We start from the raw sequence: 22,023 nt of genomic DNA, 5'->3' as shown, positions 1-22,023 counted from the left end.
CGCAAATTTAGCGGGACTTTCAGAAGGAGGGAAGTTATGATTAATACATATCACCCATTCCACCATGAGGCATAGGAGGAGTCTTTTCTTCTTCCTTCTTTTCGTAAACTACAGCTTCAGTTGTAATTAACAAGGAGGCAACAGAAGCAGCATTTTCAAGAGCAGTTCTTGTAACTTTAGTTGGGTCAATTACACCAGATTTCATCAAGTTTTCATAAGTTTCAGTTTGTGCATTAAATCCAAAATCATCTTTTCCTTCGAGAACTTTGTTAAGAACAACAGCACCTTCGAGACCAGCATTAGCAGCAATTTGTTTTAATGGTTCTTCGAGAGCTTTTTGAACAATTTTAACACCGGTTAACTGATCTTCATTTTCAACCTTAAGATTTTCTAAGGAAGCAATAGCTCTTACTAATGCTACGCCGCCGCCTGGAATAATTCCTTCTTCAACAGCAGCTCTTGTAGCATGGAGAGCATCTTCAACACGAGCTTTCTTTTCTTTCATTTCAACTTCTGTAGCAGCACCAATCTTCAATACTGCAACACCGCCTGAAAGTTTAGCAAGTCTTTCTTGTAATTTTTCTCTGTCATAATCAGAAGTTGTTTTTTCAATCTGAGCTTTAATTTCATTAATTCTCTTCTTGATTTCTTCAGGTTTACCAGCACCTTCAACAATTGTAGTATTATCTTTATCAACTGTAATTTTCTTAGCTCTACCTAAATATTCGAGAGTAGCATTTTCTAATTTGAAACCTCTTTCTTCAGAAATTACAGTACCATCAGTAAGAATAGCAATATCTTCGAGCATAGCTTTTCTTCTATCGCCAAATCCTGGAGCTTTAACAGCACATACTTTTAATGTTCCGCGTAATTTATTTACAACTAAAGTTGCAAGAGCTTCGCCTTCAAGGTCTTCTGCAATGATTAACAAAGCACGACCAGCCTGAGCAATCTTTTCGAGAATTGGGAGTAAATCTTTCATTGCAGAAATCTTTTTATCATGAATCAATACATAAGCATCTTCGAGAACGGCTTCCATTGTTTCTGAATTAGTAACAAAGTATGGTGAAATATAACCACGGTCGAACTGCATACCTTCAACAACTTCAAGAGTGGTTTCAGCAGATTTGCTTTCTTCTACAGTGATAACACCATCTTTACCAACTTTTTCCATAGCATCGGCAATTAAATCGCCAATTGCTTTATCGTTATTAGCAGAGATTGCACCTACCTGAGCAATTTCTTCACGTCCGCCAACTTCCTTGCTTATAGATTTCAAATATTCAACAACTTTAGCAACTGCAAGGTCAATTCCTCTTTTTAAGTCCATTGGATTAGCACCAGCAGTAACATTTTTTAAGCCTTCACGGAAAATTGCTTGAGCCAAAACAGTAGCTGTTGTTGTACCATCGCCGGCAACATCACTTGTTTTGGATGCAACTTCACGAACCATCTGTGCACCCATATTTTCAATTGGATCTTCTAATTCAATTTCTTTTGCTACTGTAACACCATCCTTTGTTACTGTAGGTGCACCAAATTTTTTATCTAAAATTACATTTCTTCCTTTAGGACCTAATGTAACTTTAACTGCATTAGCTAATTTATCAACACCAGCTTTTAATGCATTTCTTGCTTCTGAACTAAATTGAATTACTTTTGCAGCCATAGATTCCTCCTTTTTTAATTTTCAAACTTTTTTATAGAACTGGAATTATTTTTTAATAATTCCGTAAATATCGCTTTCACGCATAATTAAATATTCTTCACCGTCAATTTTTACTTCTGTTCCTGAGTATTTACCATAAAGAACAGTGTCCCCAACTTTTACATTCATGCTAATTAATTTGCCGTCTTCTGTAATTCTGCCATCACCAACTGCTACAACTGTGCCCTCAATTGGTTTTTCCTTTGCAGTATCTGGAAGAATAATACCACCTTTTGTGGTTTCTTCTGCCTCTTTTGGCTTTACAATAACTCTGTCTGCCAAAGGTTTAATTTTGAATTCTGCCATAAGTTACCTCCTTTTATTAATTTTTAATTAGCACTCATTTTTAGCGAGTGCTAAAATATAATTCGAACAAGATTTTGTCAAGAGGAATTTTTAAAAAAATTACAAATTTTGCTTAAAATAAAAGATTTTTTGATTTTGAGATAAGTTAATTTATCTGATTAAATCGGATTGTATTTGAATTTTATATCAAAGAGAGTATTAAAAAATTTTTTAATTAAAATTAAAAAACTTCACTGCGTGTAAGAAAATTAAATTTTCTTTTCCCCTACAACAATTTTTGAACCCTCAACATTTTTGACAACTATCGATGTATTACGTGTAATATACTCTCCCTCTGTTACGACATCAATCCTTTTTCCATCAAATAAAGCAGTTCCAGAGGGGCGTAAATCTGTTAGTGCAATTCCCTCTTTACCAATTAAGTCAATAAATTTCTCTTTGACAGCGTAACCTGATTTTTCCTGTACTTTTTCCTGTAAAATTAATTTATTGAACAAGGTTGTCTTGGGTAAAAATTTTATTAAAAGTGCTATAACAAACCCTGTAGCTAAGAAAGTGGCTGCAAGTTGAATAACTGCAAATGAGATTAAATTCATATCGATAATTGGCAAATCTGAAATCAAACCTAAAAATAATCCAGCAATCATTAAAATAATTCCAAGAATTCCAAAAAATCCAAATCCCGGAATAAAAAATATTTCAATAATCAATAAAATAAAGCCAAGAAAAAATATTATGATTTCAAGTATGGAAGCTAATTTTAATATATAGCCTGAACCAAAAAACAATGCAAGACATATTAAGCCCAGGGTTCCTGGCAAGCCCCAGCCTGGAGTTTTAATTTCAGTATAAAGACCAATCAAACCAAGCATAATTAAAAGTGAAGAAACTATAGGATTATTCAAGAATCTTACAAAGTCCTCTGCCCAGTTAGTAGTTACAGAAATTAGTTCTGCATTTTTATATCCAAAAGCATTTTTTACTTCTTCAATTGAAGTAACAATTGTATCAGCCATTTTGAATTTATAAGCTTCTTCAGAAGTCAAGGTAATAAGTTTTGTGCTGTCATCCTGTAAATCTGGAACAACAATTTTTTCATCAACCATACCTTGAGCAATATCAGTTCTTCTTCCATTTTTCTCTGCAGTAGCTCGCATTTCTGAACGCATATATGATTGATATTTTTCTGATTGTTTTTGTCCTGACTGGTCAACAACCGTTGATGCACCAATTGAAGCACCTGGCACCATAGCAATTTTATTACATGAAAGAGCAATTAAAGCTCCTGCAGAAATTGCCCGTTTATCGATGAAAGCAATAGTTTTGACTTTGCTGTTTAGAATTGCATCTTTAATTTGAGTTGCAGCATCAACTCTGCCCCCAAAAGTATTTATTCGAAAGATGACAGCTTCAGCAGAATTTTTTTCGGCTTCTGTTATTACCCTTCTTACATATGGAGCTATTCCTAAATCAATTTCTCCTTCAATAATTCCATAATAAATTTTTTGTGCAGAAATATTTTTAATAAGACAAAAAATTATGAGCAGAAAAATAATTCGTTTCAATTTTTTCCCCTCGATGTAAAAAATTTATGTTTTCTATTTTATGATGAATTTTTATAATAATTAATTTTCATTTTAATCCAATTCCAATCAGGTTTATAATAATTAAAGAAAGAATGAAAGTTATCCTTAATCCATTCATAATAATCATCTTCAACAAATTGACAAAAAGCTTCAACTAAATCATCAATTGTAATATCCTGAGGAATATCTACGACCTCTAACTTTTCCATTAAATATTCTTTAATAACACTTCTATCTAACATTTTTATTCCCCCTTACACCATTTGGTCTTTTAATATGTCCATTTATTTGATGTTTATCATAAACATCAAAAACATCTTTACAAAACTTAATCATTTTTTCATCGTTATTCTTAATTGCTTGCTTGTAAATTTTTATAAAAAATTTTTACCTGCTTCGGTTTGTGAATAATTTTTCTTTAATAAATTATGTTCCATACATAAAGTTTGTCCATTTTCTAATGTATTTGTTCCTCCTTTATCTTTTGGGATTATATGGTCGGCACATATTTCTACACCATCTTTTCTTCCTCTTCCGCACACAACACATTTGTAATGGTCTCTTTTAAAGATTTTCTCTTTAATATCGGGAGAAAAATCAAATATTTGATTATCACTGATTAAATCTGGGTCATATCTATAAATACCTTTTCTTACTTTTATTAATTTTCCTTACTGATAAAATTTACGAATTTGTCGCCAGGTATCACGAGGTTTTTTCCCATACAATTTTAGATATTGTTCTTCAACCCAATCGACTACAGGACCATGAGGCAAATCTTTTTGGGAATGTTTTTGAAAATACTCCAATACTAAATCAGCAATAGATTTATTTTTCATTCTTGTTCCAAAATTGATTCCACATTTAATTGATAATTTGAAGCTTCTTTCAATATCCGTTTTTTTGCTAATTCACAATAGTTTTTATCAATTTCAACACCGATTCCTTTTCTATTTAAAATTTTGCAAGCAACTAATTAGAGCCGCTGCCGAGAAATGGGTCTAATACAGTATCTCCTACATAACTAAATAACTTGATACATCTTCTTGGGAGTTCAATCGGGAAAGGTGCGGGATGTCCAATTCTCTTTTTACTTTCTCCCATAAAATTCCAAACACCATTTGTCCATTCAAGAAATTCTTTTTTGGTAATATCTGATTTTTTTGTTCCGCTTGTTTTCTTCCATTTTTTCTTATATAAAAAACAATCATTTCTACAGGAGCAATTACATATGGTGCACTTGCAGATAACCATGAGCCCCACGCAGTCCTTCTTGATATATATTGTTCATTCCATATTATTGTTGAATGATATTTAAATCCAATTTTTTTTGCTATTGTAACAATATCAGCATAAACACTTTGTTGACCACCTTTATTTTTATCTAAAGGGATATTCAAACAAAATCTTCCATCACTTTTTAATAATTTATAAGTTTTATCAAGCCACTTTTCAGTAAATTCAAGATAAGTATTGTAATCAATATCATCTGTATACGAATTATATTTTATATCAACATTGTAAGGGGGTGAAGTTACAACCAAATCAATTTCTTCTTCTTGAATATAATTTGAAGTAAGATAATCATCATTAATAATTTTAATATCATCTGTTTTATAAAAAATTTTGCTCATCTTTTAGCCTATGTCTTAATACTGCCCCCTCATATAAATTTATCTAAAAATCATCTATCAATAAAAGCATAATTAAGCATTTTATAAACGAGTTTTGCTGCTACAAAATTTGAAGACGGATGATATTTGGTTGGAGCTAATTCAACAACATCAAATCCTACGATATTTTTTTCTGTGCCGACTGCTTTAAGTAAATTCATAGTTTCATCCCAGAATAATCCGCCTGGTTCTGGTGTGCCAGTAGCAGGTAACAATGAAGGATCTAAGCCATCAACATCAAATGTTATATAGACATTTTCTGTTAAATTGTTTACAACCAACTCATGCCAATTTTCTCCATACATACCCATTTTAATCTCACGCGCATAAAATGTTTTTATCCCCTTGTTCTTTTTTATCTCAAGTTCATCAATGCATTGAGCACGAATTCCAACTTGAACAATATTTGAATTGAATTCTGCTACTCGAGCCATTACACATGCATGTGAATATTTTGAACCTTCATAGCTGTCTCTTAAATCCGAATGTGCGTCAATTTGTAGAATAGAAAGATTTGGGAATCGTTCATGAAATGCCATGATTGGTGCTGCAGATAGTGAATGTTCGCCGCCGAGTGTTACAACAAATTTTCCTTCATCAATATGTTTTGCAACTTCTTTATGGATTTTTTGCAATGCTTTTTCAATTGATAATTTTTGAAGATTCATAGGTTCAAGCGTACAAATTCCTTTTTCAAAACAAAGTTCTCTTTTCTGTTCTTCATCATAGAATTCAACATAATGAGAAGCTTTTAATATTTCTTCAGGTCCTTTGCTTGTTCCTTTCCCATAGCTTACTGTTTTTTCAAGCGGAACAGGAAGAACAACTATTTGAGAATCATTATAGTTAGAATATTTTTTTTCGATGCCAAGAAAATTTTGTTTTATTCCAAGTTCTTTCATATAACTCCTTTAATTTTTTTAGACTGTCTTAATCAAACTTATGATTAAGACAGTCATTTTTTAATCTTTGAGAATTGTTACAATAGCAGAACGGTCGAATTTCATTTTAACATTATTGCCAACATCAATTAAAACAGTTTTTTCATCAAGCTGGGCTACGGTTCCATAAAGTCCACTGCTTAATATTACTTTATCGCCTTTCTGAACTGAAGCTAAAAGTTTTTCTCTTTCTTTTGCTCTTTTTTGTTGTGGACGAATAATCATAAAATAAAAGATAAAGAATATAGCACCAAACATAATTAAGGTGCTAATTAGACTTCCTGCTCCGCCTCCTTGTCCATTTGGCGGAGGTGCCATTGCTAATAATAAATCCATTTTTTACTCCTCTTTTGATTGAACATTGATTGAAATTATTTTTGTTATTTCATCTTTCCATTCAGAAAATTTACCTTCTTTTATCTTTTCCCGAGCAGTTCTGATTAGATTTAGATAAAAAGTTAAATTATGAATAGTTGCTAACTCCAAAGCTAAGATTTCTTTTGCATTAAATAAATGCCTTAAATATGCTTTTGTAAAATTTTTACATGTATAACAATTGCATTCATCATCAAGTGGGCTGAAATCATCCTTGTAAGCCGCATTTCGAATTGTGACAATTCCTTTTGAAGTAAATAAATATGCATTTCTTGCATTTCGTGTAGGCATCACACAATCAAACATATCAATACCTCGAGCAATTGCTTCAAGAATATTTTCGGGTCTTCCAACTCCCATTAAATATCTTGGCTTATTTTCAGGAAGAAAATCTGTTGTGAAATTTACAATATCATACATTGTTTCTACTGGTTCTCCAACAGCCAAACCGCCAATTGCATAACCATCAAATTCAAGTTTGGTTAAATCTTTTGCCGAAGCTTCACGTAAATCTTTATAAACACTTCCCTGAACAATTCCAAATAAAAATTGTTCATAACCATAAAGAGGATTTGTAGATTCAAATGCTTCTTTGTTTAGGATTGCCCATTTTGATGTTAACTCTTTTGATTTTTTTGCATAATCATATTCACATGGATAAGGAGTACATTCATCAAGAGGCATCATTATATCCGAGCCAATGCTTCTTTGAATTTCTATTACTTTCTTAGGAGTAAAAAAATGAATTGAGCCGTCGAGATGAGAACGGAATTCAACTCCATCATTTTTCAGTTTTCTTAAATCAGATAAGCTGTAAACCTGAAAGCCGCCGCTGTCTGTTAGTATTGGCAAATCCCAATTCATAAATTTATGAAGACCTCCTGCCGCTTCTAAAATTTGTGTGCCTGGTCTTAGGTATAAATGATAAGTATTGGAAAGAATAATTTCTGCTTTTACCTCTTCTTTCAAAATTCTTTGAGTTATTGCTTTCACTGTTCCTTGAGTTCCAACAGGCATAAATATAGGTGTTTGAACAATGCCATGTGCCGTTTGGAATTCTCCTGTTCTTGCTTTTGAATTTTTGTCTTGATAATTGATTTTAAAATTTAACAATCCTTTCCTGCAATTTTTGTTTTCAAAGATAATGATTTTTTAGTTCAACTTATTGTAAGGAATGATATGATGGTTATGTTATTCTCTTGTTTCGAGTTCAACAATAATTTTTAATAAGTCAATTTTAGTTTTGCTCGATTTCAGAATTAAAATTGTAAAGTGGTCAATTTTAAATGATTCTCCTTTAAGTGGAATTCTTCCCAATTTCGTGGTGATATATCCTGCTATTGTTTCATAATCACCTTCTTCAATTCCAAAATTATGTTCTTCATTAAGATAATCAATTTCAACTTTGCCGCTTAAGATATATGTATTGTTATTTATCTTTTTAACAATTTTTTCTTCTACATCATATTCATCTCGTATTTCGCCAAATAATTCTTCAATTAAATCTTCCATTGTAACAATTCCCGCAGTGCCTCCAAATTCATCAACTACAACGGCAATGGAAAATTGTTTATCCAAAAATTCATTCAGCATTTCCAAACTCTTTTTTGTTTCAGGCACAAAAACAACTTCTCTGATTACTGATGAAAGACTTTCCGGCATTTTGAAAAAATCTTTAATCAAAACCATGCCTTTAATGTTATCAAGATTTTCTTCATAGACAATTAATTTAGAATAACCAGATTCAATAAACTTATCAAGAACTTCATCAACGCTGCTTTTTATATCAACGCCAACAATATCAGTCCTTGGCGTCATGGCTTCATAAACTTTTTGTTCTTTTATTTCAATTATTTTATAAATGATATCCGATTGTTCTTCATCAATTTTTTTTGCTTTTGTGCTTTCTTCAATTAAATCCTGAATATCTTCTCTGTCAACAACATTTAGAATTCCTTCTTCTTCCATTTTATTCATGCGGTTAATTACAGAGGATATATTACTTGTGATTTTTGATAATGGATAAATTAGAAACGAAATAATTCTTAATGGTATTGCAGAAATTAAAATCAATAAATCTGCTAATTCAGTACCAATATATTTTGGCATCAATTCACCAAATATTAAAAGCAATGCAGTAGAAATAATAAGTATTTCGAATTCTTCCAGATGTAAATAAGTAAGGAGGTAAAAAGAGATAATCGAAGCAAAAGCAATATTGGTAATATTGTTTGAAATTAAGATTGTAGAGAAAAAAGAATCGGGATTTTTCAGAAAATAATATGCGTTCTTAGCATAGATATTTCCTTTTCTTGCACGAAGCTCAATTTTAATTTTGTTAGCAACAATATAAGCTATTTCAGATGAAGAAAAGAAAGCACTTAAGAAAAGTAAAATTATAAGCAATATTATATCGTTAATCATATTTTCAAATAAATTATTGATAATGTAAAAATTGTATACAATGCCAAATTAAAAATCATTGGTTTATCTGTAAGCAATACTTCAACTATATTTTCTCCTTTATTTTCCTTAAAAGCAAGATACATGTACCTAAAAATTCCAAAAAGCACAAAGATTGTTGTATAAATTAATTTTTCTGTGCCAAATTCTAAAACAGCTCTTGCAGATACAGTATATAGTGCATAAGAAATAACAACTCCAGATGCAGTAACAGAAACCATTTGGTCAATAAAACTAAGTGTGTATTTATCGAGCACTTCTCTTTGTTCGTTAATTTTCTGATAACTCACGAATTCAATTCTTCTTTTCATTATTGCTAAAAATAAAGATAGAAATAAAGTTGTTAATATTAACCAGTTAGAAATATAAACAGAAATTATTAATCCACCGCCAATAACTCTAAGCATAAAGCCAGCAGAAATACAAAATACATCAATGATGACAAAATTTTTCCATCGGATTGAATAAAAAATATTAATCAAAACATAAATTAAAATTACAATTACAAACTCGTTCCATATTAAGAAACAAAGCAAGAAAGTTATTAAGAAGAGAAGAGTTAGAATTAATTTTGCTTCAGAATATGTAATCAAGCCTGCGGCTAATGGTCTGTTTTTCTTTATTGGATGAATTTTATCTCTTTCAATATCCATCAAATCATTAAAAACATAAACCAAGCTCGATGCAAATGAAAATGTTATAAAAGCTACAATAACTTTTGAGAAATAATCATAATCAAATAAATGTTTAGAAAAAACAAGAGGGACAAAAACAAAAACATTTTTCAGCCAGCTTGTTATGCGAATCTGTTTCAGAAATAATTGAATTTTCTTCAAAGAAAAACTCATAATTATGTTCTGCCGAATCTTTTGTCGAATTCTTCTATTGGGATTTTAATTATAATTGGTCTGCCGTGCGGGCAAACATAAGGCATCGAAGTAGCAAAAAGTTTATCAACAAGAATTCTCATTTCTCTTTCATTTAATTTATCGCCGGCTTTTATTGCTGCTTTGCAAGAAAAAGATTTGGCAAGATTATCCTTTACATCCAATCTTTTCTCCTGTTGGTTCTTTCTATACTCATGAAGAATTTCGAGAAGTGTATCAACCTCATGTTCTGCTTTTAAATCTGGTGGTATTCCTGCAATTTCAATTACATTTTTTGATTTGAACTTTATTATGAAGCCAAGATTTGTAAGATAAGGTTCCAAATCTTTTGCAAGCTGATAATCTGCAGGGTCTAATTGAACAGATTGAGGAAAAAGTAATTGTTGAGAAAAAGGAATGTTCGCATCAAATGACTGCAATGCTTGTTCATACAAAATTCTTTCGTGAGCTACATGTGCATCAATTATCATTAATCCACTTTTGATTTGTGAAAGAATATATTTGTTGTGAAGCATCACAATAAAAGGAGTATCAGCTTCTGAATTTTTGACAGAATCAAATTGATGAGTTATTTCAATTTGTTTTGAATCAAATGGATGTTCAACTTCAACTGGGGCAGCAGCTGATTTGATATCGTTATTCAAATCGCCAAATAATCGTTCAATATCTTCTTCATTAAAAATTGGAGTTCTTTTTATTACTTCAGACTGAGCAAATTGTCTGCTGAATGGTCTATCGCTAAAATCTTCTTTCTCAATTGATTTGAAATTTTGAAAACGAAGCGAGGTATCAACTGAACTGCCTCCAAGCTCGATATTGGGAACGAGGTCGTAACTTCCTAAAGTTTTCTTAATAACAGCATGAACAAAAGAATAAATTTCTTTTTCATCATCAAATTTAACTTCCAATTTTGATGGATGAACATTCACATCAACTTTGTGTGGGTCGATTGTCATAAACAATACAAAGAATGGATAATCGCCCTTATCAAGAATGTTTTCGTAAGCTGTGTAAACTGCATGATTAATTATTTTGTTTGTGACATATCTTTTATTCAAAAAGAAGTATTGATCACCTTTGCTTTTTTGTAAATAAGCAGGTTTTGTTATAAAGCCTGTTAAGCTGATATAATCTGTAATTTCTTTTACTTCAAGAACTGCATCAATAATATTTTCTGCAAAAACATTTTTCATTCTGTCATAAATTGAACTTGCAGCAAAATCAAAAATAAGGTCGTCGTCATTATAAAATTTGAAACTAATTTCAGGATGACTCAATGCTGCTCTTTTGAATGCATCCAGAATATGTTTTAATTCAGTTGCATTGCTTTTTAGAAAATTTCTTCTTGCAGGAACATTGTAAAATAAATTTTTTACTGAAACAGAAGTGCCAACTGGGAAAGAATCTTTTTCAACAATTATTTGACCATCATTTTCGATTTTTATGATTGTTCCTAATTCATCTTCTTTTCTTCTGGTTTTTAATTCAAACTGGCTGACAGCAGCAATAGATGCAAGAGCTTCGCCGCGAAATCCAAAAGTTGTAATTGATTCTAAATCTTCTACTGTAGCAATTTTGCTTGTTGCATGTCGTTGAACACAAAGAACCGCATCTTCTTCTGACATTCCGGTTCCATCATCAACAACTTGAATTAAAGTTTTGCCAGCATTTTTTATAATAACATCGATGTTTTTTGCATCGGCATCAATTGAATTTTCAAGAAGTTCTTTAACTACAGATTCAGGACGATTAACAACTTCTCCTGCTGCAATCTTATTGGCAACATTTTCGGGGAGTATTTTAATTTTATTTTTCACTTTTTTCTCACACTTTTTCAATTTGTGATTCTAATATAATGATGAACCGTAAAATCAGTAAACTCTTTTATTGAATTTAATTTCCACTCATTAAGTTCAATTTCAGGGAAAAATGTATCTCCATCAGATGTAAATTTCATTTTGGATAAAATAATTTCATCTGCAATTGAAATTGTTTGTCTAAAAATACTTTCGCCACCAATTATGAAAACTTTATCAAACTTTTTTTCACAATAATTAAATGCTTCTGAAAGCAAGTTAAATGCTAATATGTGAGGATATTTCTTAACATCATGTGTAATGACAATATTAATCCTTTCCTCTAACGGCTTACCAATAGCTTCCCATGTTTTTCTTCCCATTATAATAGGAAAACCTAAAGTAACATTTCGAAAATGAGTTAATTCTTCTTTGCTATGCCATGGTATTTTTCCATTCTTTCCAATAACAAAATTTTCTGAAGCTGCAGCAATAATAATCTTTTTCATTTCATTCTCTTTTCGTCAATAACTAAAATAATTACGATGATAAATTTATAAATAAAGATTCACATTTATTCTGAAGTATCTTAAAATTGCTAATATAATTTTGTTTATGATTTTCAAAACAATTGAAGATTAACATCAAAACTTTGCGATTGATAATTTCATGAAACAGAATGAGGAAATATTTGAAAAGTTATTTCTTGATGATTATAGAATTATTTGCTTAACTTCAATTGAACTAAGAAATAAATTTTTCACCAAGGTTTTTCCAATCCCAATTTAATTAATTTCTCTTCAAATTCTATTCTTTCTCTATTTCTTGCAAGTCGATTTTCAATTTTATTCAGCCAGCCTAAATCTTCAGCAATTTTGAGTGCTTCATCAATTTTATTCTTGATTAATGCATTAATAATTTTTATTTCATATGAAGAGAAAGTAATTGAATTAACTTGATAATCAAGAAAAGCTTCCCATGCTAAAGGACACCATTTAGCAACTATTTCATTTCCTATCACATTTGCATAAGAACGAATTTCAAATTGTGCATGACTATCCATTCTCAATGAAAGAAAATGTAAAAGATTATGCAAATCAATTTTCCAATATGCTTCTGTGTAAGTTGAAAGAGGCAGGTCTTTGCGTGCTTGTTCGCGTGCAACACCTAGTTCTAATCTTTCCTGATAAATTTCTCTTGCAAAATTTTGAAGTTCTTCTTCTCTCTCAGAAAGTTTTTTTCCAATTGATTCATCCAGAAATCCATTGCTTCCCTGCTTATTATCTTTTGCTTGAAGTCTCCACTGATTCGGTTCAGTTTTTTGTGTTGCATCAATAGCAATAGAATATCTTGTTGAATATTCATTCACATTTGCAGTTCTATGACGGATCCATTGCCTCCATGTATCCATAGGAACACGCAGATGAAATTTTATTTCACACATTTCGAATGGTGTTGTATGTCTATTGCGCATTAAATAACGAATTAATCCTCTGTCTTCACTTACTTTTTTTGTTCCTTTTCCATAAGATACTCGAGCTGCCTGAACAATGGATTCATCAGAACCCATGTAATCAATCACGCGAACAAATCCATCATCGAGCACAGGAAATTTTTTACCCAGAATTTCATCAAGTGCAGGCACTCTTACTTTTTCTATCTTTTCAAATTCATTTTGCATTTTTATCCTGTCTGTTAATTTGCTTCAATTAGTTTTAATAGAAATTTGCTTATCTGTTTACATGCAATGTCAATTCCTTTATCAATATTTGCAATAGATTCTTCAGTTGAATCAAAGTATTCAGCAAGTTCTATTAAGTGAATATTTTCATCATCTGGCAAAATTCCTTCTGCTTCGCCACAAACTATATATACTGGAATATTTTTTTGTGCAAATTTATTGGCAATAATCATTGAGCCTTTGTTCATCATACTTTGAAAATCAAATTTTCCTTCGCCAGTAATTATAAGATTATAATCAGAATTTTCTGAATTAATCTCAAGATACTTTTCAATAAAATCTGATGCAAATTTTTCTTCGGCATTAAAAAATATTTTGAATGCTGCTGCTAATCCTCCGCCTGCACCACTTAGTTTAGCAATAAATTCTTCGTCCAATTCAAGTTCATGTAAAATATTTTCAAAACCTTTTTCAAGATGAACAATATCGGATTCTGTTGCACCTTTCTGATGTGCAAAAGACTTACATGCACCTTTTTCTCCAAGCAAAGGATTTACAACATCAATAATGGTTTCCAATTTAAATGGAAAATTAACTTCTGGAACAACTATTTTTTCTACAAGCTCAAAATTTTTTGGAAGAACATCAAGTTTATTGTCATTTTTATCATACAGTTCCAATCCAAAAACTTCCATCATTCCAAGTCCTAAATCATTTGTGCCGGTTCCGCCAATTCCAATTATAACATGTTCAACATCAAGTAATCCATTATCAATTCCATCAAGAATTTGAATAAGAAGTTCACCCATTCCTTTTGAAGAGAGTTCCATCGGTTTACGTTCATCTTCCGGGATTTTTTTTAATCCCAAAACTTCTGCTGATTCAATGAAAAGAATTTTTTTTGATTCCCAGTAACCTACGGGGCATAAAAATTTTTCTTCACTGTAAGGATAAGAAATTTCGAAATGAAGTTTTTCTAAACCGAAGTGATATTTACAAACTTCCAGAAATCCATCGCCGCCATCGGAGATTGGCTTATAGTCAAATTTTATTTTTGACTTTATATTTTTCGGAAGATGTTTATCAAATCCATTTTCAAACAGAGTAACAAGTTCAACTGAATCTGCACATTCTTTAAAACTATTTGGAGCAACAAGAACTTTTATTTGATTATTCATTTTTCTTACTTGTTATTTTATTAAATGCATCAATTAAATTTTTCTTTGTTTGAAGTAAATCCTGTGAAATAACTTTAACTTCTCCAAGAACTGGGATAAAATTTGTGTCACCATTCCATCTTGGTACAATATGGAAATGGATATGTTCATCAATTCCTGCACCCGCAGCTTTACCTAAATTTGCACCAAAGTTATAACCATGCGGCTGCATTGTGTAATCCAAGGCTTCAAGAGTTAATTTTACAATTTGCATCACTTCATTCATTTCTTCTGTAGTCAATTGATTAAAAGATGAAATGTGACGATGCGGGATGACCATTACATGTCCACTGTTGTATGGATAAAGATTCAACATTACATAACACAATTTTCCTTCATAAACCTTAAGACATTTATCATCATTGATATTTTCATTAACTGCATTACAAAAGATGCACTCGTTGTTATCTTTTTTTCTAATAAATGATTCAATATATTGAGAACGCCAAGGTGACCAGAGTCTTTTCATTTTTCTCCTATAAATAAAAAAGGCGGAAATAATTCCGCCTCAAAATTAAATAGAAATAAATTATTCTGCTTCTTCTTCTTTTTGTTTTTGATATTCTTCGATAATTTTTGCTTCGATTTCTTTTGGAACTTCTTCATAATGTGAGAAGCTCATTGTAAACATTCCTCTTCCAGAAGTTAAGCTTCTTAATTGTGTAGAATATTTATGCAGTTCTGCAAGAGGAATTTTAGCTTTAATTATTTGGAAGGGGCTTTCGGAATCCATACCTTGAATTTTGCCTCTTCTGCTCGAAATATCTCCCATTACATCGCCCATAAATTCTTCTGGAATTTTAACTGTTACATCATAAATCGGTTCAAGTATAACTGGTTTTGCTTCAAGGAATCCTTTTTTGAATGCTTGAGATGCAGCAATCTTGAATGAAACTTCGTCTGAATCAACAGGGTGATAGGTTCCATCAAACAGAGTTACTTTGACATCAACAACTTTACTTCCAGTTAAAATTCCTTTAGCCATAATTTCTCTTAAACCTTTTTCAACAGCAGGAACAAATCTTCCTGGAACAACACCTCCAACAATTGCATCAACAAACTCAAAACCTGCACCTCTTGGAAGAGGTTCTAATTTTAAATGAACATGACCATACTGACCGCGTCCACCTGACTGCTTTTTGTGTTTGTATTCTGCATCTTCGCATACACCTTTAATTGTTTCACGATAAGGAATTTTTGGTTCTACCAAATCTACCTCAACACCATAACGGTCTTTTAATAATTTTATTGCAAGGTTCAGTTGAAGTTCACCCTGACCAGAAATTACTGTTTGGGATATTTCTGGGTCATACTTGGCAGTAAGAGTTGGTTCTTCCTCGTGTGCAGTATGAAGAGCAGCAGAAATTTTATCTTCATCCCCTTTTGCTTTTGGCTTAACAGCAAAACGAATTACTGGTTCTGGATAAACAATTTCAGGAAGAACAACTGTAAAGTTTTTGGAACAAAGTGTATCTCCAGTGTGACTATCTTTCAATTTAACTACAGCACCAATATCACCTGCTGAAAGTTTGCTCACTTCTGTTCTGTTTCTTCCATTAAGTATGAATAATTGTCCCAATCTTTCTACTTTATCTTTGTGAGTATTAATTAAATCAATGCCTGGAGTAAGAGTTCCTGAATAAACTTTGAATATAGAAAGTTCTCCAACATGCTGTTCAGAAAGAGATTTGAAAATGAACAATACAGGTTCTCCATTGGGGTCACAATTTATTTTTACTTTTGTGCCGCCATCTTTCATTATTGCTTCGATTGGTTCTCTTTCACTTGGAGCTGGAAAATAATTAACAATAAAATCGAGAAATGTATTTGCACCAACACCTTTTGTTGCTGCAAATGGGAATGCAGGAATTAAACCTCTTTTAATAATTGCAGCTTTTATTCCTTTTCTTAAATCATCTTCGCTGAGTGTCCCTTCTTCAAAAAATTTGTTCATTAATTCTTCATCGGATTCAGCAACTTTTTCAATCAATTCTTCTCTTAATTTTTCAGCTTTCTCTTTTAAATCTGCTGGAATATCAGCTTCACTAATTTTCTTAGTTCCTGCAGCATCATAAGTGACCATTTTCATTTTTGTTAAATCAATAACGGAATTAAAATTAATTCCTTCTTTTACAGGAAATGCAACCACAGTTACATCAGGACTCAATCTGTTCTTTGCCATTTGAACAGTATCAAAAAATTTAGAATGTTCATTATCAACTTTATTAATTAGAACTGCTGCAGGGAGATTATATTTTTTAACATATTCCCATGTTAATTCTGTGCCTACTTCAATACCTTCAGCACTTTTAATAACAGAGACTGCAACATCAGATACATACAGACTTGCAATTACTTGTCCAATAAAATCAGGAAATCCCGGAGTATCAATTAAATTGATTTTTGTATTATTCCATTCCATGTTAAGTGCGGAAGCCGCAATTGAAATTTGTCTTTCAATTTCATTTTGATTGAAGTCGGAAGTTGTGTTTCCTTCTTCAATTTTTCCGATTCTATTAATTTGTCCTGTTGTAAATAACAACAGTTCTGAAATAGAAGTTTTACCGCTTCCGCCGTGACCGATTAATGCTAAGTTTCTAATAGCTTCTGGATTGAACTCTTTCAAGATTGTTTCTCCTTACTTTAGAACAATAGTTTATTTTTTCTTAAATGTTTGCCAAAATGCAGATATGCCTTTCACAAAAGCACGCAGATTTTTGATTAAATCCTTTGCAGGATTTTCATCGTTTTGGAATGTTTTAAGCGAAGTGAAGTTCGCAATTTTTTCTTTAACTCTTTTAATAGAACTATCAACTTCGTCCCAATAATCTTCAATACCACTTACAACTTTTGAAGCACGATTTGATACATCATTTAAATTATCAAGAATAGGCAAAGCTTTTTCAACAAGATTATGAACATCTTTTCTTATTGCTTCTGCTTCTTGTAATAAATTTTTAAGAGTAAAAATCAAATAAATGCAAAGACCTGAAGCAGCAAGAATTAGAATTGCTAAAAGAATATCAATAACAGTAGTCATCTATTAAGCTTCTTTTTCAGTTTTGTATGCCTCAACTCCAGCTTTGATTGCAGATTTAAGTCTATCCCCTTCCTTTTCAACTTTTTCTTTTGTTGACTGCACAGCACTTCCAGCTTTATCTCTTGCTTCGCTCAAAATTTTTTCTGCTTCGCTTAATAGTGCGTCTACTTTTTCTTTAGCTTCTGCAACCAATCGTTCAGATTTTTTTTTACCTTCATTAATTAATTGATTGGCTTTTTCCTTTGCAGTTGTTAGGTAACTTTCCGCATCCTCCATAAAATCCTGAGATTTCTTTTTAATATCTTCTCTTAGTTCTTTTCCAGATTTCGGTGCAAAAAGCAATGCGATAATTGAACCAACTGCTGCCCCGGTTAAAAACCCAATTAACAAACCTTTTCCCAATCCATTATCTTCATTAGCCATGGTAACCTCCGTTTTCTAAGTTTTGTATATTGCCAAAATAATAAGCATAGTTCCTAAAATCAAGAAGTAGAAATAAGTAGTTAAATAGCTTTCTGGTCTGAATTCATTACTAATCAATTTAGATGTGATTAGTTTTTCTTTTATTAAATTAGTATAAACTATTAGAAAATATTAACAAGTTATTATGCATTATCTAATTACAGGTGGAGCCGGTTTCCTTGGAATTAATTTAATTAGATTCTTATTAAAAAATAATGAGAATGAAATTACATCAATTGATATTTCTGAATTTAATTATGATGATGTAAAATCTAAAATAAAAATTATTCAAGGTGACATTAGAAATTCAAGTTTAATAAATGATGTGATGAAAAATGTTGATATTGTAATTCATACCGCAGCAGCATTGCCGCTTTATAGCAAAGATGAAATTTTTTCAATTGACATTGAAGGAACAAAAAATTTGTTAGTTTATGCTGAAAAGTATAAAGTCAAAAAATTTATTCATATTTCATCTACGGCTGTTTATGGAATACCAGAACATCATCCAATTTATGAAGATGATAATCTTTCAGGGGTTGGAAATTATGGAAAAGCTAAAATTGAAGCAGAAAAAATTTGTCTGGAATTCAGAAACAAAGGAATGTGCATCCCAATCTTGAGACCTAAAACTTTTATTGGTCCAGAAAGACTTGGTGTATTTGCTCTTCTTTACGAATGGGCAAACGAAGGGAAAAATTTTCCAATAATCGGCAATGGAAAAAATAAATATCAATTACTTGATGTAGAAGATTTATGCGATGCAATTTATAAATGCTGCATCCTTCCAGCAGAAATAGTGAATGATACTTTTAATATTGGTGCAAAAAATTTTCAAACAATTAAAGAAGATTTCCAAGCTGTACTTGATTATGCTGGATTTGGTAAAAAGGTAGTAACTCTTCCTGTTTTACCTTCAATTATTTTCCTAAAGGCTTTTGAAAAATTGAATATCTCTCCATTATACGAATGGATTTATGAAACAATAAATAGAGATTCATTTGTATCTATTGAAAAGGCAGAAAAGATTTTAGGCTTTAGTCCAAAATATTCTAATAAAGATGCTCTTATAAGAAATTTCGAGTGGTATTTGAATAATATTGATATGATAAAAAATAAAAAAGGAATAAATCATACAAGTGCGTGGGAACAGGGAATCTTAAAATTTGCAAAATATTTTTTCTGAGTTTGGATGGTCAATTCGTATAATTGTTATCAGAATAATTATATTTGCACTCAAAGAATAATTAATAAAGGAAAAAGTATGGCAACAAAACAAGATTATCTTCAAAAAATAATTAAGCATATAGACATTAAAGAACATAATGTTGTAAAATTAGTTGATGCAATGGAACATATGGCTTTCAGTGCAAGAGACTTAAACCGTGCAGCAAGAATTTATGACATGATGCTAAGAGATAACGACTGCACAGTAATTCTCACATTGGCTGGAAGTCTTTTTAGTGCTGGACTTAAAAAAGTCGTTTACGATTTAGTATCAAACAATATGGTAGATGTAATTGTATCTACTGGTGCAATAATGGTAGACCAGGATTTCTTCGAAGCACTTGGTTTTAAGCATTATATTGGAAGTCCATTTGTAGATGATAATGAACTCAGAGAATTACACATCGATAGAATTTATGACACTTTTATTGATGAAGATGAATTAAGAATTTGTGATGAAACAACTGCAAAAATATTTGACAGCTTGGAACCAAAGCCTTATTCATCAAGAGAATTATTATGGCATTTTGGAAAATATCTTGATGAAAACGGTGGTCCAAAAGTAGATGATTCTGTTATTTATGCAGCATACAAAAACAATGTCCCGATTTTTGTACCTGCATTTTCAGATTGCTCTGCAGGATTCGGAATTGTTATGCATCAACATAATAATCCAGAAAAGCATGTTTCATTTGATTCTGGAAAAGATTTTTATGAATTAACTCAGATAAAATTGCAAAGCAAAGAGACTGGAATATTTATGATTGGCGGTGGTGTTCCGAAAAATTTCACTCAGGATATTGTTGTTGCTGCAGATATTCTAAAAGAAAATGCACCAATGCATAAATATGCTATTCAAATTACAGTTGCAGATGTTCGCGATGGTGCTCTTTCAAGTTCAACATTGAAAGAAGCAAGTTCATGGGGTAAAGTTGAAACTACTTATGAACAAATGGTTTATTCAGAAGCTACATTAGCCATGCCTTTAATTGCTGGATATGCATATCATAAAGGTGCATGGAAGAATAGAGCTAAAAGAGAACTTCAAAAGTTATTTTTACAAAAAGAAGTTAGTGTAAAATAAAAAAGCAGGCTGTCTAAAAAGTCAAATTCAAAATCGGTTTTAATTGATTTTGAGTTTTATTTCTTCAAAAGCTTTTACTTTTTAGACAGCCTAATTTTTAATTAAAAACCTAACCTATCCATATCAGCTACAAGAGATTTAACTGCATTAACAGAATTATTAAGCAATGAAGTTTCTTCTTCATTCAATGATAATTCAATAATTCTTTCTACTCCATTTTTTCCTAATACTGCTGGAACACCAACATAGTAACCTTGTATTCCATACTCTCCATTCAAATAAGCACATGTTGGCAAAACTCTATTTTCGTTATTCAAAATTGATTTTGCCATTGCAACAGCCGATGCTGCAGGAGAATAAAATGCCGAGCCTGTTTTAAGCAATTTAACAATTTCGCCTCCAGCCATCTTTGTTCTTTGTACAATTGCATCCATAACTTCTTTTGCTTTTTTAGCATCATTATACTTTCTTTCAAGAAGTTCCATAACAGGAATTCCATTAACATTTGCATATCTTACAAGTGGAACCATAGTATCACCGTGGCCACCAAGAACGATAGCATTCACATTTTTAACCGAAACTCCTAATTCCCATGCAATAAAAGTAGCAAAGCGAGATGAATCAAGCACACCAGATTGCCCCATAACGCGGTAAGTTGGAAATCCACTAATTTTCTGAAAAAGTGTAACCATTGCATCAAGTGGATTTGAAATAACAATCACAATTGAATTTGGTGCATAAGTTTTCACATTCTCTGCGACAGTCTTCATAATGTTTGCATTTGTAACAAGCAAATCATCTCTGCTCATTCCAGGTTTACGCGGTAATCCTGCAGTAATAATCACTAAATCAGCTCCTTCGATATCCTTGTAATCATTAGTTCCTTTTACAGAAACATCAAACAAATCAACACCCGCAGCTTCAGCAACATCAAGAGCTTTACCCTGTGGTAAGTCCTCCACGATATCATAAAGCACTACATCGCCTAATTCTTTTTGTGCAATTAGTTGAGTTAAAACACCGCCAATTTGGCCCCCTCCGATTAAAGCAATTTTTTTTCTTGCCATATTTTACCTCTTTGAATAATTAGATTTTCAGACACAATATATGAAGATAAATCAGAATTTCATAACAGAAGATGATTTACAAAAAATAGATTTATTTCAATGTCATTACTAAAACTGTTTCTGTTCCATCTTCAGAAAAGTGATAATATAAATCATCAAGGAATGACTTCATGATGTGAATGCCTCTGCCGCTGTCCTTAAGTATATTTTCGTCCTTTGTTGGATCTGGAACTGAAGTTAAATCAAATCCTTTTCCTTCATCTTTTATTTTAATTATCATCTTTGAATCATTTACATCAATTCTAATTTTTATTTTTTTATTCGGGTCACATTTATTGCCATGAATTATGCTGTTTGAAAGAGCTTCTGAAAATGATAAAGAAAGATTATTAAATTTTTCTGGGTTCATCCCAGATTTTTTTGCTATATCGATTACAAATTCATCCAGAGTTGGAACTATTTCAGGATTACTTTCTACTTCTTTGTAATATGTTTGAACTGACAATCGAT

23 protein-coding genes and 1 pseudogene are annotated in these 22,023 nt (G+C 31.4%); 2 read left to right on the top strand and 22 right to left on the bottom strand.

All coding sequences use genetic code 11. The annotated features are described in order from the left end of the window. Positions 1-40 precede the first annotated feature (40 nt). The 20 genes and pseudogenes from groL to AC27L2_RS07985 all read right to left on the bottom strand — a co-directional run bounded on the left by groL (position 41) and on the right by AC27L2_RS07985 (position 18,096). Positions 41-1,669 carry a chaperonin GroEL gene (groL, locus tag AC27L2_RS08080; RefSeq protein WP_487211241.1) on the bottom strand — a complete coding sequence of 543 codons (1,629 nt, stop codon included), beginning with the start codon at positions 1,667-1,669 and terminating at the stop codon, positions 41-43. Positions 1,670-1,714: 45 nt separating this feature from the next. After that, positions 1,715-2,014: a co-chaperone GroES gene (gene groES / locus AC27L2_RS08075; RefSeq protein WP_487211240.1), complete on the bottom strand. Its 300-nt coding sequence runs from the start codon at positions 2,012-2,014 to the stop codon at positions 1,715-1,717. Positions 2,015-2,262: 248 nt separating this feature from the next. Beyond that, on the bottom strand, positions 2,263-3,579 hold the full coding sequence (locus tag AC27L2_RS08070) for an NfeD family protein (RefSeq protein WP_487211239.1): 1,317 nt from the start codon (positions 3,577-3,579) through the stop codon (positions 2,263-2,265). A 38-nt stretch (positions 3,580-3,617) separates the two neighbouring features. Further along, positions 3,618-3,842, bottom strand: coding sequence for a hypothetical protein (locus AC27L2_RS08065; RefSeq protein WP_487211238.1), 225 nt, complete (start codon positions 3,840-3,842; stop codon positions 3,618-3,620). Positions 3,843-3,974: 132 nt separating this feature from the next. Then, entirely contained in the window at positions 3,975-4,142 is a 168-nt protein-coding gene (locus AC27L2_RS08060) for an HNH endonuclease (RefSeq protein WP_487211236.1), read from the bottom strand. A 129-nt stretch (positions 4,143-4,271) separates the two neighbouring features. Further along, complete coding sequence (locus AC27L2_RS08055; protein ID WP_487211235.1) at positions 4,272-4,439, bottom strand: hypothetical protein; 168 nt, start codon at positions 4,437-4,439, stop codon at positions 4,272-4,274. 133 nt (positions 4,440-4,572) lie between these two features. Next, positions 4,573-5,234: pseudogene (locus AC27L2_RS08050) on the bottom strand (DNA-methyltransferase). Positions 5,235-5,284: 50 nt separating this feature from the next. After that, a complete protein-coding gene (speB, locus tag AC27L2_RS08045) occupies positions 5,285-6,175 on the bottom strand; it encodes an agmatinase (protein ID WP_487211234.1) in 891 nt (296 codons plus the stop codon). Positions 6,176-6,235: 60 nt separating this feature from the next. Continuing rightward, entirely contained in the window at positions 6,236-6,550 is a 315-nt protein-coding gene (yajC, locus tag AC27L2_RS08040) for a preprotein translocase subunit YajC (protein WP_487211233.1), read from the bottom strand. A gap of 3 nt (positions 6,551-6,553) precedes the next feature. Next, positions 6,554-7,702, bottom strand: a complete 1,149-nt coding sequence (gene tgt / locus AC27L2_RS08035; protein ID WP_487211231.1) for a tRNA guanosine(34) transglycosylase Tgt — start codon at positions 7,700-7,702, stop codon at positions 6,554-6,556. Between the two features lie 78 nt (positions 7,703-7,780). Next, a complete protein-coding gene (locus AC27L2_RS08030; protein WP_487211230.1) occupies positions 7,781-9,013 on the bottom strand; it encodes a hemolysin family protein in 1,233 nt (410 codons plus the stop codon). Then, positions 9,010-9,888 carry a decaprenyl-phosphate phosphoribosyltransferase gene (locus AC27L2_RS08025; protein ID WP_487211229.1) on the bottom strand — a complete coding sequence of 293 codons (879 nt, stop codon included), beginning with the start codon at positions 9,886-9,888 and terminating at the stop codon, positions 9,010-9,012. Before AC27L2_RS08025 ends, AC27L2_RS08030 begins: the two co-directional genes overlap by 4 nt. A gap of 14 nt (positions 9,889-9,902) precedes the next feature. Continuing rightward, positions 9,903-11,756 (bottom strand): DNA mismatch repair endonuclease MutL, encoded by a 1,854-nt coding sequence (mutL, locus tag AC27L2_RS08020; RefSeq protein ID WP_487211227.1) that lies wholly within the window; start codon positions 11,754-11,756, stop codon positions 9,903-9,905. A 17-nt stretch (positions 11,757-11,773) separates the two neighbouring features. Continuing rightward, the gene (locus AC27L2_RS08015) at positions 11,774-12,244 is read right to left on the bottom strand and encodes a dihydrofolate reductase (protein ID WP_487211226.1); all 471 of its coding nucleotides are present in this window, start codon (positions 12,242-12,244) and stop codon (positions 11,774-11,776) included. A 251-nt stretch (positions 12,245-12,495) separates the two neighbouring features. Further along, positions 12,496-13,416 (bottom strand): FAD-dependent thymidylate synthase, encoded by a 921-nt coding sequence (gene thyX / locus AC27L2_RS08010; RefSeq protein WP_487211225.1) that lies wholly within the window; start codon positions 13,414-13,416, stop codon positions 12,496-12,498. Between the two features lie 14 nt (positions 13,417-13,430). Next, positions 13,431-14,594, bottom strand: a complete 1,164-nt coding sequence (locus AC27L2_RS08005; RefSeq protein WP_487211223.1) for a glycerate kinase — start codon at positions 14,592-14,594, stop codon at positions 13,431-13,433. Then, positions 14,587-15,102 carry an HIT family protein gene (locus AC27L2_RS08000; RefSeq protein WP_487211221.1) on the bottom strand — a complete coding sequence of 172 codons (516 nt, stop codon included), beginning with the start codon at positions 15,100-15,102 and terminating at the stop codon, positions 14,587-14,589. Before AC27L2_RS08000 ends, AC27L2_RS08005 begins: the two co-directional genes overlap by 8 nt. Before the next feature lie 60 nt (positions 15,103-15,162). Next, positions 15,163-17,259: an elongation factor G gene (gene fusA, locus AC27L2_RS07995; RefSeq protein ID WP_487211219.1), complete on the bottom strand. Its 2,097-nt coding sequence runs from the start codon at positions 17,257-17,259 to the stop codon at positions 15,163-15,165. Between the two features lie 30 nt (positions 17,260-17,289). Further along, a complete protein-coding gene (locus AC27L2_RS07990; protein WP_487211218.1) occupies positions 17,290-17,673 on the bottom strand; it encodes a hypothetical protein in 384 nt (127 codons plus the stop codon). A gap of 3 nt (positions 17,674-17,676) precedes the next feature. Beyond that, positions 17,677-18,096, bottom strand: a complete 420-nt coding sequence (locus AC27L2_RS07985) for a YtxH domain-containing protein (RefSeq protein ID WP_487211217.1) — start codon at positions 18,094-18,096, stop codon at positions 17,677-17,679. A 184-nt stretch (positions 18,097-18,280) separates the two neighbouring features. Between AC27L2_RS07985 and AC27L2_RS07980 the strand changes: the two genes are divergently transcribed. After that, the gene (locus tag AC27L2_RS07980; RefSeq protein ID WP_487211216.1) at positions 18,281-19,321 is read left to right on the top strand and encodes an NAD-dependent epimerase/dehydratase family protein; all 1,041 of its coding nucleotides are present in this window, start codon (positions 18,281-18,283) and stop codon (positions 19,319-19,321) included. Positions 19,322-19,399: 78 nt separating this feature from the next. Then, positions 19,400-20,446: a 1,9-bis(guanidino)-5-aza-nonane synthase gene (locus tag AC27L2_RS07975; protein ID WP_487211215.1), complete on the top strand. Its 1,047-nt coding sequence runs from the start codon at positions 19,400-19,402 to the stop codon at positions 20,444-20,446. Between the two features lie 101 nt (positions 20,447-20,547). Here the strand turns inward: AC27L2_RS07975 and mdh are convergent, their stop codons facing one another. Together mdh and AC27L2_RS07965 are read right to left on the bottom strand one after the other, a co-directional pair. Then, positions 20,548-21,513, bottom strand: a complete 966-nt coding sequence (gene mdh / locus AC27L2_RS07970) for a malate dehydrogenase (RefSeq protein WP_487211214.1) — start codon at positions 21,511-21,513, stop codon at positions 20,548-20,550. A gap of 91 nt (positions 21,514-21,604) precedes the next feature. After that, a complete protein-coding gene (locus AC27L2_RS07965) occupies positions 21,605-22,018 on the bottom strand; it encodes an ATP-binding protein (protein ID WP_487211213.1) in 414 nt (137 codons plus the stop codon). Between the last annotated feature and the right edge of the window lie 5 nt (positions 22,019-22,023).

Source organism: Rosettibacter sp. KY25 (assembly GCF_057554405.1).
Note: the sequence above shows the minus strand (reverse complement) of the source record. Positions and strands in the feature narration are given on the sequence as shown.